Genomic DNA, 14373 nt, shown 5'->3' on the forward strand with positions numbered 1-14373 from the left:
CGCGATCGCCGACAGCGGCACCATCGTCGCTTTCGATGTCGACACGGCCGCGCCCGACGACGCGCTCGACTTGCCGCTCGACGCGATGGAATTGAGCGCCTGGTTGCGCGCCGAATCGGTCGCGATTGCCGCGGCGCTCTGCGTCGCGGTGCCGGCCGTCGACACGCCGGCCTTCGTCGCCACGTAGGTGCCCGCGGCCGCGTTGGTCGTCTGGGTTCCGTTTGCGCTGCCGCCCGAGGTGCTGATCCAGACCTGGTTCAGCATGTCGGGGCTCTGCCAGTACTTCGGCGCGACTTCCATCACGACGTGGTACTGGTTCAGCGGGTTGTAGATCGTCGACACCTGCCGCTGGCCGAATGCGTCGTACAGCGTGTTGTCGATCTGCGCCGGCTTGATGCCGAGCCGCGCGGCGGTCGCGCGGTCGATCGTCACCATCGCCTCGAGGCCGCCTTGCTGCTGGTCGGAGTTCACGTCGGTCAGCTCGGCGCGCTTTTGCAGCGCGTCGGTCAGCAGCGGCGCCCACTTGTACAGCTCCGCGCTGGAATCGCCGAGCAGCGTGAACTGGTACTGCGCATTGCTCTGCCGGCCGCCGACACGGATGTCCTGCGCGGCCTGCAGGAAGGTGCGCGCGCCCGCGACGTCGGCGAGCGGCCGGCGCAGCTGCTGGATCACCTGGTCAGCCGACAGCGCGCGCTCCGAGCGGTCCTTCAGCGAGACGAACATGAAGCCCGAGTTGGTCTGCGCGCCGCCCGTGAAGCCGGCGACGCTCTTCACGTTCGGGTTCGCCTGCACGATGCGCATCATCTCGGCGAATTTCAGCTTCATGGCCTGGAACGAGGTGCTCTGGTCGGCCTGGATGCCGCCGATCATCAGCCCCGTGTCCTGCTGCGGGAAGAAGCCTTTCGGCACGACGACATACAGATAGACGTTCAGCCCGATCGTCGCGACGAGGGTCAGCAGGATCAGCCGCGGATGGCGCAGCGCCCACGACAGCGACCGCGCGTAGCCGTGCTGCATCGACGCGAAGCAGCGTTCGAGCCAGCGTGCGAGGCGGCCTTCGCCGCGCGTGCCGTGCGTTTCCGGCAGCAGGCGCGCGCACATCATCGGCGTGACGGTCAGCGACACGGCGAGCGACACCGCGATCGCGAGCGACAGCGTCAGCGCGAATTCGCGGAACAGCCGCCCGACGATGCCGCCCATCAGCAGGATCGGCAGGAACACCGCGACGAGCGACAGGCTCATCGACAGCACCGTGAAGCCGACCTCGCGTGCGCCGTCGAAGGCAGCCTGCAGCCGCGGCGTGCCGTTCTCGATATGGCGCGCGATGTTTTCGAGCACGACGATCGCGTCGTCGACGACAAAGCCGGTCGCGACGATCAGCGCCATCAGCGACAGGTTGTCGATCGAGAAGCCGAGCAGGTACATCGCGCCGAACGTGCCGACGATCGAGATCGGCACTGCGACGCTCGGAATCAGGGTCGCGCGCCAGTTGCGCAGGAACAGGAACACGACCATCACGACGAGGCCGACCGCGATCAGCAGCGTGTGCTCGGTGTCCCGCAGCGACGCGCGGATCGTGGTCGAGCGGTCGAGCACCGGCGTCACCGCGATATCGGCCGGCAGCGCCGCGGTGAGTTGCGGCAGCGCCGCGCGCACGCGGTCGATCGTCTCGATGATGTTCGCGCCGGGCGAGCGATAGAGGATCACGAGCACCGCGCGCTTGCCGTTCGCGAGGCCGAGGTTGCGCAGGTCCTCGACCGAATCGACGACCTCGGACAAATCGGACAGCCGCACCGCGGCACCGTTGCGGTAGGCGACGACGAGGTCGCGATACTGCGACGCCTGCGATGCCTGGTCGTTCGTATAGAGCTGGAAGCGCTGCGGACCGAACTCGATCGAACCCTTCGGGCTGTTCGCGTTCGCCGAGGCGAGCGCCGCACGCACGTCCTCGAGCCCGATCCCGTAATGGAACAGCGCCTGCGGCTCCAGCTCGACGCGCACCGCCGGGTTCGCCGAACCGCTGACGGATACCTGGCCGATGCCCTGAATCTGCGACAGCGACTGCTGCAGCACGGTCGATGCCGCGTCGTACAGCCGGGCCGGCGACGCGGTGTCCGACGTCAGCGACACGACCATGATCGGCGAGTCGGCCGGATTGACCTTGCGGTACGTCGGGTTGCTCTTCAGCGCGGCGGGCAGGTCCGCGCGCGCGGCGTTGATCGCCGCCTGCACGTCGCGCGCGGCGCCGTCGATATCGCGGTTCAGCCCGAACTGCAGGATGATCCGCGAATTGCCGACCGTGCTGGTCGACGTCATTTCGCTGACGTCGGCGATCGAGCCGAGGTGCCGCTCGAGCGGGCTCGTCACGCTGGTCGCGACCGTCTCCGGGCTGGCGCCGGGCAGCGACGCCTGCACTGAAATCGTCGGGAAGTCGACCTGCGGCAGCGGCGACACCGGCAGCCTGATGAACGCGAACAGGCCCGCGAGCGCGACGCCGAGCGCGAGCAGCGTGGTCGCGACGGGGCGGGTGATGAAGGGGCGCGACAGGTTCATTTACGCTTCCGTGTGCGGGCCGGCGGCGCGGCCGGAACGCTCGAACCAGCCGCGCACGCGGCGGGCGAGCGCGTCGAAGCCGAGGTAGATCACGGGCGTCGTAAACAGCGTCAGCACCTGCGACACGATCAGGCCGCCGGCGATCGCGATACCGAGCGGCTGGCGCAGCTCGGAACCCGCGCCGGAGCCGACGATCAGCGGCACCGCGCCGAGCAGCGCGGCGAGCGTCGTCATCAGGATCGGCCGGAAGCGCAGCAGGCACGCCTGATAGATCGCCTCGCGCGGCGGCTTGCCTTCGACGCGTTCCGCCTCGAGCGCGAAGTCGATCATCATGATCGCGTTCTTCTTCACGATGCCGATCAGCAGCACGATGCCGATGATGCCGATGATGTCGAGGTCGTGCCCGGTGATCATCAGTGCGAGCAGCGCGCCGACGCCCGCCGACGGCAGCGTCGACAGGATCGTGATCGGATGGATGTAGCTCTCGTACAGCACGCCGAGCACGATGTACATCGTGACGATCGCCGCGAGGATCAGGAACAGCTGGTTCGACAGCGACGCCTGGAACGCGAGCGCCGCGCCCTGGTAGCGCGTCTGGAACGACGCGGGCAGGGCGATGTCACGCTCGGCCGCGTCGATCGCCTTGACGGCCTCGCCGAGCGACGCGCCCGGCGCGAGGTTGAACGAGATCGTCGTCGACGGGAACTGCGAGACGTGCGACACGAGCAGCGGCGACGGCCGTTCGTGGAACGTCGCGATCGACGCCAGCTGCACCTGTCCGCCGCCCGCGGACGGCAGGTAGATGTCGTTCAGCGACTGCGTGTAGTGCTGCATCTGCGGCTCGGATTCGAGGATCACGCGGTACTGGTTCGACTGTGTGAAGATCGTCGACACGATGCGCTGGCCGAACGCGTCGTACAGCGCGTTGTCGACGGTCGCGGGCGTGATGCCGAAGCGCGCGGCGCTCGCGCGGTCGATCTCGACGTAGACCGACTGGCCGCCATGCTGCAGGTCGGTCGCGACATCGGCGAGCGACGGTTCCTGCCTGAGCCGCGACACGAGCTTCGGCACCCAGGTCTCGAATTCGTCGTTGTTCGGGCTCGTCAGCATGAACTGGTACTGCGTCGGGCTGACCGTCGAGTCGATCGTCAGATCCTGCACCGGCTGCATGTAGAGCGAGATGCCGGGCACGTGCGATACGCGCTGCTGCAGATCGCGGATGATCTCGGCCGCGGTCCTGTTGCGCGCGTCGCGCGCTTTCAGGTTGATCAGCATCCGGCCGCTGTTGAGCGTGATGTTGGTGCCGTCGACGCCGATGAACGAGGTCAGGCTTTCGACGTTCGGATCCTTCAGGATCTCTGTCGCCAGCCGCTGCTGGCGTTCGGCCATCGCGCCGTAGGAGATCGACTGCGGCGCCTGCGTGATCGCCTGGAGCACGCCGGTGTCCTGCGACGGGAAGAAGCCCTTCGGGATCATCACGTACAGCACGCCCGTCAGCACGAGCGTCAGCACCGCGACCACCAGTGTCGCGCGCTGCCGGTTCAGCACCCATTCGAGCGCGACGGCGTAGCGGGCGATCACCCAGTCGATGGCCTGGTGCACGCGCGCCTCGAAGCGGTGGCTTTCCGGCGGCGGCGAGTGGCGCAGCAGCTTCGCGCACATCATCGGCACGAGCGTGAGCGACACGACCGCCGAGATCACGATCGTCACCGCGAGCGTGATCGCGAATTCGTGGAACAGGCGGCCGACCACGTCGCCCATGAAGAGCAGCGGGATCAGCACCGCGATCAGCGAGACCGTCAGCGAGATGATCGTGAAGCCGATCTGCTTCGAGCCCTTCAGCGCGGCTTCGAGCGCCGAATCGCCCTCCTCGACGTAGCGCGCGATGTTCTCGATCATCACGATCGCGTCGTCGACGACGAAGCCGGTCGCGATCGTCAATGCCATCAGCGACAGGTTGTTCAGCGAGAAGCCCGCGAGATACATCACCGCGAGCGTGCCGATCAGCGACAACGGCACCGACAGGCTCGGGATGATCGTCGCGTAGACGTTCGCGAGGAACAGATACATCACCAGCACGACGAGCGCGACCGCGAGCACCAGCTCAAACTGCACGTCGTGCACCGCCGCGCGGATCATCGTCGTGCGGTCGGTGACGACGCGCACGTCGAGCGCGGCCGGCAGCGATTCCTGCAGTTTCGGCAGCAGCGCCTTGATGCTGTCGACGGTCTGGATCACGTTTGCGCCCGGCTGGCGCTGCACGTTGAGGATGATCGCGGGCGACGCGTCGACCCACGCGCCGAGCCGGGTGTTCTCCGACCCGGCGACGATCTTCGCGACGTCGGTGAGCATGACCGGCCGGCCGTTCTTGTACGCGACCACGGCGCTCTGGTACTGGTCGGCGCTCGTCAGCTGGTCGTTCGCGTTGATCGTGTACGCGCGCGTCGGGCCGTCGAAGTTGCCCTTCGGCGTGTTGACGTTCAGGTTCGAGATCGTCGTGCGCAGGTCGTCGAGGTTCATGCCGTACTGCGCGAGCGCGGTCGGGTTCGCCTGGATCCGCACGGCCGGGCGGTTGCCGCCCGACAGGCTGACGAGACCGACGCCCGCGACCTGGGAAATCTTCATCGCGAGCCGCGTATCGGCCAGATCCTGCACCTGCGTGAGCGGCAGCGTTTTCGACGTGACGGCGAGCGTCAGCACCGGCGCGTCGGCCGGGTTGACCTTCGCGTAGATCGGCGGCGCGGGCAGGTCGGACGGCAGCAGGTTGCCCGCCGCGTTGATCGCGGCCTGCACTTCCTGCTCGGCGACATCGAGCGGCAGATCGAGCGCGAACTGCAGCGTGATCACCGACGAGCCCGCCGAGCTTTGCGACGACATCTGGTTCAGCGACGGCATCTGCCCGAACTGCCGTTCGAGCGGGGCCGTCACCGAGGAGGTCATGACTTCGGGGCTGGCGCCGGGATAGAAGGTCTGCACCTGGATGGTCGGGTAGTCGACCTGGGGCAGTGCGGCGAGCGGCAGGAAGCGCAGCGCGACGAGGCCGGCCAGCATGATCGCCGCCATCAGGAGGGCGGTGCCGACCGGCCGGAGAATGAAGACGCGGGACGGATTCATCGACGATCCCGCGCGTTACTGTGCCGGCGTGTGCGACGCGCCCGCCTGGTGGCGGCCGTGGTGTCCGCCCTTGGCACCGGCCGGACCTTGTGCCTTCTCGGCCGGGATCGTGACTTTCGCGCCTTCGCGCAGGCGGTCCGAGCCGTCCGTGACGACGCGCTCGCCGACCGCGATGCCCTCGGCGATACTGGTGCGCTCGCCGTCGACCGGGCCCGTCCTGACCTTGCGCACGGTCACCGTGTTGTCCGGTTTCACGATGTAGACGTACTGTCCGAGCGAGCCTGTCAGCACCGCGGCGGTGGGCACGATCGTCGCGTCGTGAAGGGTGTCGACGAGCAGCCGCGCGTTGACGAACTGATTCGGGAACAGCAGCCCGTCCTTGTTCGCGAAGGTCGCGCGCAGCTTGACCGTGCCGGTCGACGTGTCGATCTGGTTGTCGAGCGTCTCGAGCGCGCCGGTCTCGAGCGACACCGTGTTGTTGCGGTTGTACGCGGTGACCGACAACTGCCGGCCTGCGTTGACCTGCTTGAGGATCTGCGGCAGGTTGTCTTCGGACGTCGTGAAGATCACGCTGATCGGCTGGATCTGCGTGATGACGACGAGGCCGTTCGTGTCGGACGGCGTGACATAGTTGCCGGCGTCGACCTGGCGCAAGCCGACGCGCCCCGACACCGGTGCGGTGATGCGTGCGTAGGCGAGATTCAGCTTGGCCGAGTCGATCGCCGCCTGGTCGGTCTTCACCGTTCCTTCGTACTGCCTGACGAGCGATGCCTGCGTGTCGTAGGTCTGCCGTGCGATCGAATCCTGTTCGAGCAGCGTCTGGTAGCGTTTCAGGTCGAGATGCGCATTGGCGAGCAGCGCCTGGTCGCGCGTGAGGGCGCCCTCGGCATTCGCCAGCGTGTTCTGGTACGGACGCGGATCGATCTGCGCGAGCACGTCGCCTTTTTTGACGAGCTGGCCTTCGCGGAACGCGACCGATTGCAGATAGCCGGACAGCTGCGTCCTGACGGTCACGTTCGCGAGCGGCGTCACCGTGCCGAGCGCGGACAGCACGACCGGCATGTCGCCGCGCACCGCGGCCGCGACCTGCACCGGCTGCGGCAGGTTGGCCATCGCGGCGGGGCCGCCGCGGCCGCTGCGGCCGTGGTGGCCGCCGCCGGCGCTCGCGCCGGACTGCCCCGATGCCGTGCCGCTCCACGGATGCCACCACAGCAGTCCGCCCGCCACGGCGAGCGCGATCGTACCGAGCAGAACCTTGCGGCGTGGTCGCGGCGCGGCAGGCGAGGGGGATGCAGGGTGCTGCGTGTCAGGCGTGGGCTTGTGCTGGTTGTCCATCAGTCGTGTCTGGATGACGGCGCGGCGTGCCGTGAGGCGGCCTGCGCATGTGCATGCGGCATCGGGAAGACCGGCCCGGTCTCCGAGCCGCGCGGGAAAAGAGCGGCGCGCACCGCTGGCACGATGCGACGATGGGCATGATGCTACGGCCCGTCCCCGTTACAGTCCAGCGCGCTATCTTTCCGCGGGTTACGGATGCAACAGGACGGGGCGTCAGGCGCTGTGGCGCGGCGCGGGCGTGCCGCCGATCTCGCGGGTGATCTTCACGATGCATTCCTGCAGCGCCGGCACGACATGGTCGACGAGCCATTCGGGCGGGCACTGTTGGGACGCGCCGCCGCAATTGACCGAGTAGCGCTGGCCGGACGGCCCGACGAAACCCGCGGCGACGGCGTTCAGCCCGTCGTGCCATTCGCCGATCGCGATCGAGTGGCCGGTGCGCTCGGCTTCGTCGAGCGCCGGGTAGAGTCGTGCGCAGATATACGGCCACTCGTCGCCGGCGGCGGCCTGCAGCGCGCCGATCAATTTTTTGCGCTCGTCCTCCTCGAGTGCGGCGAGATAGGCGCGGCCCACCGCGGTGCGGGCGATGTCCATCCGCGAGCCGATTTCGAGACGCGTGACGAGCACCGCCGAGCGCGGCCGGACGACGTCGATCGCGACCATGTCGAGCCGGTCGCGCACCGCGAGGTGCACGGACAGCGACGTGCGCTCGGCCAGCGCGATCATGAACGGCCGCGAGCGTGCGCGGATGTCGAAGTTGCGCAGGAAGCCGTGACTCAGTTCGAGCACCGACGCGGTGAGCACGAAGCGTTCGCTGTCCGGCAGCTGGAACAGGAATCCGGCGCTGACGAGTGTGGCGGTAATCCGCGACACCGTTGGCTTCGGGATCCCGGTCAGCTCGGTCAGCTCGCGGTTGCTCACCGGGGCATCGGCGGCGGCGATGCGCCGCAGGACCGCGAGCCCGCGCGCCAGCGCGGTGACCTCATCGGGAGACGACTCGCGGTCGCGGGGTGCGGAGGGGGGCACGATGGTCGACACGATCAGCTCTCTTCTTTTCCGAAACTCGATTTCAATTTTGTTGATATTGTATGATGATTGACAGGAATGCGTGTTATCGATGGAATTTGTTCATTACATGCGACTTTACGGGTTCACCCTTGGTTTATTAGGAAAACACTGAGCTTTCAATGATGTAAACCCTTTCGATTCGCGCAAATACCGCTTGACTTGCCAATCGGAAACGGAAAAAATGTCTCACGTTTTCGAAACATCGTTTCGGAGTTTAGCCGGTAACGTTGTTTCATGCAGTCTCTCAGGTTCTAGCACGGCCCTCGGAATGGCTAGAACTTTTTTAGCGCCACGGTATCCGTGGCGCTTTTTTTTGTCCGTTCCGTTCGCCGCGTATTATCGCCGCCCTTTGTCTGCCCCCGGCGCGTGATCCCGGCCGCCTGTCGCATGTAAACAGCGTGCTTCGCCGACGAACGTGAAGAACCCAGAAAAAACGCGACGCCCTGAGAAGGGCGTCGCGCGGCAGACGGCCCGGGGCCGGCGTGTCGGAGGGGATCGGGCGGGCCTGCCGCCATCGGCGGTCAGGCCTTCGCGAGCCTGATGGTCGTCGGTTCGGCTGTCAGGTAGCCGACGCTTGCGCCGAAGCGATCCTTGTAGTTCGCGCGCACGAGCGGATCGAGGGTCGCCTTGACCTTGTCGTGCAGCGGCGATTCCCAGTCGCCCGCGTGCTGGAAGTTGCTCATCACGTAGGTCCAGCCATGGATCTCGTCGACCGCATGCAGGCCCGTCGATTCCGCGCCGGCCGGGCAGGACAGCACGCGCGCCAGCGAATGGGTGTCGACGTTGTATGCCCACAGAAAGTTGTTCACGTGCATCCCCGAATCCTCGCCGATGAACAGCGTGCGCAGCGTTTCCGAGAATTTCAGGTTGTCCGGGTTGGCGATCCGGTCGGGGTTCGCGAGGTTGCCGAGTGCGTCCGCCGCGGCGAGGTCCTCGCCCACCAGCGCGTCCGGTGCGCGCATGTCGACCGGCACCCAGTCGCTGTCGATCGCGGCGCCCGACGTGTCGCGCTGGCCGCCCTTCAGGTTCAGCGCATAGACGGCGCCGGACGCGATTTTCCTGTCGAGCGCGACATCGCGCGACACCGCATTGCCCTTGACCATCGACGTCTCGATCCGCGACATCGCCGTATAGACGATCTTGTCCTTCGCGTTCACGGTCGTGCCTTCGAGCTTCGTGAACGCCATGCTGCCGCCGATCAGCGCCGCATAGCGGTGCGTTTCGAGGAACGCGGCCGCTTTTTCCATGCCCGGCTTCACGCGGATCCAGTTGAACTTGCCGCCGAAGTGGATCTTCGTGAAGCTCGCATCGGCCGGATCGGTCGTCACGAGATCCATGATGTCCGACGCCTTCAGCGTGTTCGCGAGCGCCTCGATCTCGTCGCTCGTCGCATAGCCGATCCTGATCCACGTCAGCGTCGCGGAACCGGCGCCGGACGATGACGTCTGCGTCCATTTCGCGACGTAGAGCGTGCCCGCCGACAGGTCGGCCGGCTTGTCCGCGACGAACATGAAAAGGCCGCCATTGGTCGCGTCGTCGCCCATCATCACGGTGCGCTGGTCCGGCAGCACCTGGATCAGCTCGTGCGAGATGCGGCCCAGGCAATAGTGCTTCTTCACCGTGCCGGTGCCGTCCGGGTTGACGGTGATTTCGGGCAGGTGACCGTAGTGGTACGGGTTCGCCGTCGTTTCGTCGCCGAACGTGTTCCGGCTGAATGCCTTGAACTGCGCGTCGGTCGCGGCCTTCGTCGCGTCCGGTTCGTATTCCTCGCTCGACAGGTGCGTGCCCCACGGCGACAGGCTTGCGCCGCAGGTGATCCACAGGCCGTGCGCCTTCGAGGTATCGACGTTGTGGTATTTCACGAGCTTGAGCGCACCCGTCGCCGGATCCTGGTCGAGCGTCAGCACCGCGATCGGCGACGGCAACTGGCCATATTGCGACGCGTTCGCCTGGTCGCGTGTCGTGTATTCGAACTGCACGACCGCGAACACCGTGTTGCCCTTGACGCCTGCGACGCTTGCATTCTTCAGCGTAAGCAGCGAGCTGCCGTCCGGGCAGTCCGAATAGAACTGGCGCGCTTTGCCCGCGACCGAACGGTCGATGATCGGCTGGTTGGCGATGTCGTAATAACCGCCCGCGAGGATCGTGCCGCCTTTGCCGTCGGGCACCCAGTCTCCCGTCACGAAGAACGGACGGTACGCGAGCTTGAATTGGCGCGCCGTGCCGTCGGAGAAGGACACCGACAGCGTCGAGCCGACCGTCGTGGTGGCCATCGCGGCAGCGTTGTCGAGCGTGGGCGCGGCAATTGCCGAGAACGTCGCTGCGGTGAACGTGGCGGCGGGCGTCGCGGCGACGCTGTCGCTGCCGCCGCAGCCGGTCAGGATCGCGGGCAGGGCAAGGCCGGAAAGCGGGAGCATCGGTGCGCCGGCGAGAATCTTCAGTGCCTGGCGACGAGAAGCATTGGGCAACGCGGGCATGGGGTGTCCAGTTTCGGTGGAGTGGGAAATCGCCCTCGCGTCGTGCGCGGATGGCAAACGAGGCGAAGGCGAATTGAAAACTGGACGGAAGTTTATGGGCGCTCGATGAAAGTTTTTTGAATTGATGTTGTATGGATTGACCGGCCGGAACGACGGACGGCCCGGCGGGTCAATCGCGCTCGGGTGTCGCCGAGATCCGGTGGATCGACAGATCGGCGCCGTCGAATTCCGATTCACGGTCGAGGCGCAGGCCGACGGTCGCCTTCAGCACGCCGTAGACGGCCGTGCCGCCGACGAGTGCGATCGCGATGCCGCCGAGCGTGCCGAGCAGTTGCGACATGAAGGAGACGCCGCCGAGGCCGCCGAGCGCGGGCAGCCCGAACACGCCGGCGGCGAGCCCGCCGAGCGCGCCGCACATGCCATGCAGCGGCCAGACGCCGAGCACGTCGTCGATGCGCCACTTGTTCTGCACGCACGTGAACATCGCGACAAACAGCGCGCCGTCTGCCGCGCCCGTCACTAGGGCGCCGATCGGGTGCATCACGTCGGAGCCCGCGCAGACCGCGACGAGCCCCGCGAGCGGGCCGTTGTAGGTAAAGCCCGGATCGTTGCGTCCGGCGAGCCAGGCGGCGAGCGTGCCGCCGACCATCGCCATCAGCGAGTTGACGGCGACGAGGCCGCTGATCTTGTCGAGCGTTTGCGCGCTCATCACGTTGAAGCCGAACCAGCCGACCGCCAGCACCCACGCGCCGAGCGCGAGGAACGGGATGTTCGACGGCGGATGCGCGGCGATGCGGCCGTCGTTGCCGTAGCGGCCATGCCGTGCGCCGAGCAGCAGCACGGCGGGCAGCGCGACCCAGCCGCCGAACGCGTGCACGACGACCGACCCGGCGAAGTCGTGGAACGGCGCGCCGAACGCGTGCGTGAGCCATGCTTGGACGCCGAAGCGTTCGTTCCACGCGATGCCTTCGACGAACGGATAGATGAAGCCGACGAGGATCAGCGTCGCGACCAGTTGCGGATGAAATTTCGCGCGCTCGGCGATGCCGCCGGAGATGATCGCCGGAATCGCCGCGGCAAACGTCAGCAGGAAGAAGAAGCGCACCAGCGCGTAGCCGCTGTGCTGGGACAGCGTGCCGATGTCGTCGAAGAATTCGACGCCGTACGCAATCATATAGCCGATGAAGAAATACGCGATGGTCGATACCGAGAAGTCGACCAGGATCTTGACGAGCGCATTGACCTGGTTCTTCCGGCGCACCGTGCCGAGTTCGAGAAACGCGAAGCCCGCGTGCATCGCGAGCACCATGACGGCGCCGATCAATAGAAACAGCGTATCGACGCCGGATTTCAAACCATCCATTCCAGGGTTTCCTTGCATCAAAAGATGCGCGTGGAATGCAAAAATCGAGCCAACTCGGTGAATGTCTGCCTGGGTTTGGTGCGAGGCGTGCTGTCGCGGGATGTCCGGCGCACGTTGACGATCCGTTTTCCACGGTGAAGAGGCGATTCGGCGTCCGGATGCACGCGGATGGTGCGGCGCGTGCCGATCTGGTGCGTGACGGGTGAGGCGCGGTGCATCGGGATGCACCGTCGTGGCGTGTCAGCGGGCGAACCGCGGGCGCGGGCGGCGCAGTTGCAGTGCGCGTGCCGACCAGTATGCCGCGACCGATGCGAGGCCGAGCGCGGCCAGCGCGATTGCGGCGACGCCGGCCGGCGTCGCGTCGGCGGCATCGGCGTGCAGGATGCCGCGCACGACGATCAGCGCTGCCGTCCAGAAGCCCACGATGGCCTGTGCCAGCAGGCGCGCGGAGGCGATCCGGCGCTCGCGGCCGGTCTTGTGCGCGCGCAGGCACAGGAACAGCGTCGCGGCCAGCAGGATGGCGAGGGCAATGAACCAGTTGACAAGAAAACTCATGGGCGGCGGTCGGGCAGTGACTCGTGGACAGAGCGGCCCACTGTAGAGCGGCCGTGCGCATTGTTGAATCAGACGAATCTGAAACTGAAGTCGGCTATCGCGCGGCATGCAGCGGGGCGCGGGCGGTATCGGCGGTATCATCGTCGTCAGTCCAATCGAAAGTCCGCGTGTTGTGCGGAGGGAGAATGCAGATGAACGTGACGAAAATACCGGCGTGCGGCGTGCGCATCGGCTCGCTGGCCGCGGCCGCCGCATGCGCGGTGATGCTGGCCGGATGCAACCAGCACGATGCGCAGGCGATGCAGCCCGACACGGCTGCAAGTGCGGCCGCGCATGTCGCGAAGCAGGCAACGCAGCAGCTCGACCAGGTCGCGAGCTTCGTCAATCAGCAGGTCAGCGTTGCGAAGGCGGGTGTCGCGTCAGCGGCGTCGGCCGTGCCGCCGCTGACCGCGAGCGGCGTCGTTGCCGCCGCGCAGGCGCAGATCGACGCCGCGGCTTCCGCGGTGATCGGCGAGGCCGCGTCCGAAGCCGGCGCGAAGCTCGCGGACGCCGGGCGCAAGCTCGAGCGATGGGGCCGGCCGAGCAACGAGCCTTCATCGGCCAGCAGCCGCTGACCCGGCGCTTGCATGGCCCGTTAAATGTAACTATCATGGTTGCAAATTGTCGCCGGCAGCCGTGCCCGGACCGGCGGCGCCGAGTGAGTAAGGAATGAATACCAGCAGCCGGTTCGCGTTTGCCGTCCACGTGCTTGCCTTGCTGTCGATGCAGAAAGGCGTGCCGCTGTCGTCCGACATCATCGCCGGCAGCGTCAATACGAATCCGGCATTGATTCGCCGGCTGCTGTCGATGCTGTCGGCGGCCGGGTTGACGACATCGCAACTCGGTGCGGGCGGCGGCGCGTTGCTCGTGCGTGAGCCGGACAGCATGACGCTGCTCGACGTGTACCGCGCGGTCGACGACGCGCAGCTGTTCGCGCTGCATCGGGAGGCGCCGAATCCGGCGTGTCTCGTGGGGCGGCATATCCAGGGCGTGCTGACGGGTTACATCGGTGACGCGCAGCGGGCGATGGAGGCGTCGCTCGCGACGCGCACGCTGGCCGACGTCACGGCTGACGTGCTGAATTCCGAGCAACTCAGGCAACAGGAAGCCGCCGCCGGTCGGTGACGGCGGCCGACAGCAGGGCAGGACGCCGGATCGGCGCGCATGCGGATCGCCGGCCGGTGGAACGGGGTGTGAAGCCCCATTTTTTTCGATCCTATATGTAATTAAAAAAGTTACATATTTTTCTTCCGGAGAATCGATATGACGCAACGCAACTTGAACATCGCGCTGTTCGGCGCCACCGGGATGATCGGCTCGCGCATTGCGGCGGAGGCGGCACGTCGCGGTCATCATGTGACCGCACTGTCGCGCCATCCCGTCGCCGGCACCGACGGCATCGTCGAGAAGACCGCCGACCTGTTCGATCCGGCCAGTGTCGCGGCCGCGCTGGCGGGACAGGATGTCGTCGCGAGCGCTTACGGTCCCAAGCAGGACGATGCGGGGAAAGTCGTCACCGCTGCGAAGGCGCTCGTCGCGGGCGCGCGCCAGGCAGGCCTGAAACGCCTCGTGGTGGTGGGCGGCGCGGGTTCGCTGGAGGTCGCGCCGGGCACGCAGCTCGTCGATACCGCGGGCTTTCCGGAAGCGTACAAGGCCGTCGCGCTCGCTCATCGCGAAGCGCTCGATTACCTGCGCACCGTCGACGATCTCGACTGGACGTTCTTCGCGCCGGCCGCGCTGATCGCGCCCGGCGAGCGTACCGGCAAGTTCCGCACCGGCATCGACAAGCTCATCGTGGACGCGAACGGCGACAGCAGGATCTCGGCGGAAGACTACGCGGTGGCGTTCGTCGACGCGATCGAGCAGGAC

General features: G+C 66.8%; 10 protein-coding genes. 3 read left to right on the top strand and 7 right to left on the bottom strand.

The window, feature by feature from the left end:
• The 7 genes from KH616_RS11785 to KH616_RS11815 form a co-directional block, all read right to left on the bottom strand.
• The coding region (locus KH616_RS11785) for an efflux RND transporter permease subunit (RefSeq protein ID WP_292244297.1) at positions 1-2553 on the bottom strand (2553 nt) is incomplete at its 3' end.
• Positions 2554-5667, bottom strand: coding sequence for an MdtB/MuxB family multidrug efflux RND transporter permease subunit (locus tag KH616_RS11790; RefSeq protein ID WP_292244298.1), 3114 nt, complete (start codon positions 5665-5667; stop codon positions 2554-2556).
• A 15-nt stretch (positions 5668-5682) separates the two neighbouring features.
• Complete coding sequence (locus tag KH616_RS11795; protein WP_292244299.1) at positions 5683-7002, bottom strand: MdtA/MuxA family multidrug efflux RND transporter periplasmic adaptor subunit; 1320 nt, start codon at positions 7000-7002, stop codon at positions 5683-5685.
• Positions 7003-7215: 213 nt separating this feature from the next.
• The gene (locus KH616_RS11800) at positions 7216-8040 is read right to left on the bottom strand and encodes an IclR family transcriptional regulator (protein WP_292244300.1); all 825 of its coding nucleotides are present in this window, start codon (positions 8038-8040) and stop codon (positions 7216-7218) included.
• Positions 8041-8591: 551 nt separating this feature from the next.
• Entirely contained in the window at positions 8592-10547 is a 1956-nt protein-coding gene (locus KH616_RS11805) for an alkaline phosphatase PhoX (RefSeq protein WP_292244301.1), read from the bottom strand.
• Between the two features lie 169 nt (positions 10548-10716).
• Positions 10717-11910, bottom strand: a complete 1194-nt coding sequence (locus tag KH616_RS11810; protein ID WP_292244302.1) for an ammonium transporter — start codon at positions 11908-11910, stop codon at positions 10717-10719.
• Positions 11911-12150: 240 nt separating this feature from the next.
• Complete coding sequence (locus KH616_RS11815; protein ID WP_292244303.1) at positions 12151-12465, bottom strand: hypothetical protein; 315 nt, start codon at positions 12463-12465, stop codon at positions 12151-12153.
• Positions 12466-12650: 185 nt separating this feature from the next.
• On the opposite strand from KH616_RS11815, the gene KH616_RS11820 reads away from it, so the two are divergent.
• From KH616_RS11820 to KH616_RS11830, 3 genes are all read left to right on the top strand, one after another.
• On the top strand, positions 12651-13079 hold the full coding sequence (locus KH616_RS11820; RefSeq protein WP_292244304.1) for a hypothetical protein: 429 nt from the start codon (positions 12651-12653) through the stop codon (positions 13077-13079).
• Positions 13080-13173: 94 nt separating this feature from the next.
• The gene (locus tag KH616_RS11825; RefSeq protein WP_292244305.1) at positions 13174-13629 is read left to right on the top strand and encodes an Rrf2 family transcriptional regulator; all 456 of its coding nucleotides are present in this window, start codon (positions 13174-13176) and stop codon (positions 13627-13629) included.
• Positions 13630-13767: 138 nt separating this feature from the next.
• On the top strand, positions 13768-14373 hold a 606-nt coding region (locus KH616_RS11830; RefSeq protein ID WP_292244306.1), incomplete at its 3' end, for an NAD(P)H-binding protein.

Origin of the sequence: Burkholderia sp. (assembly GCF_018375725.1) — a bacterium.
Lineage (GTDB): Bacteria > Pseudomonadota > Gammaproteobacteria > Burkholderiales > Burkholderiaceae > Burkholderia.

Bases quoted from the DNA above. Each gene is read 5' to 3' on its own strand.
- KH616_RS11815 (WP_292244303.1), bottom strand. From the start codon at position 12,465: ATGAGTTTTCTTGTCAACTGGTTCATTGCCCTCGCCATCCTGCTGGCC.
- KH616_RS11820 (WP_292244304.1), top strand. From the start codon at position 12,651: ATGCAGATGAACGTGACGAAAATACCGGCGTGCGGCGTGCGCATCGGC.
- KH616_RS11795 (WP_292244299.1), bottom strand. From the start codon at position 7,002: ATGGACAACCAGCACAAGCCCACGCCTGACACGCAGCACCCTGCATCC.
- KH616_RS11810 (WP_292244302.1), bottom strand. From the start codon at position 11,910: ATGGATGGTTTGAAATCCGGCGTCGATACGCTGTTTCTATTGATCGGC.
- KH616_RS11790 (WP_292244298.1), bottom strand. From the start codon at position 5,667: ATGAATCCGTCCCGCGTCTTCATTCTCCGGCCGGTCGGCACCGCCCTC.
- KH616_RS11825 (WP_292244305.1), top strand. From the start codon at position 13,174: ATGAATACCAGCAGCCGGTTCGCGTTTGCCGTCCACGTGCTTGCCTTG.
- KH616_RS11805 (WP_292244301.1), bottom strand. From the start codon at position 10,547: ATGCCCGCGTTGCCCAATGCTTCTCGTCGCCAGGCACTGAAGATTCTC.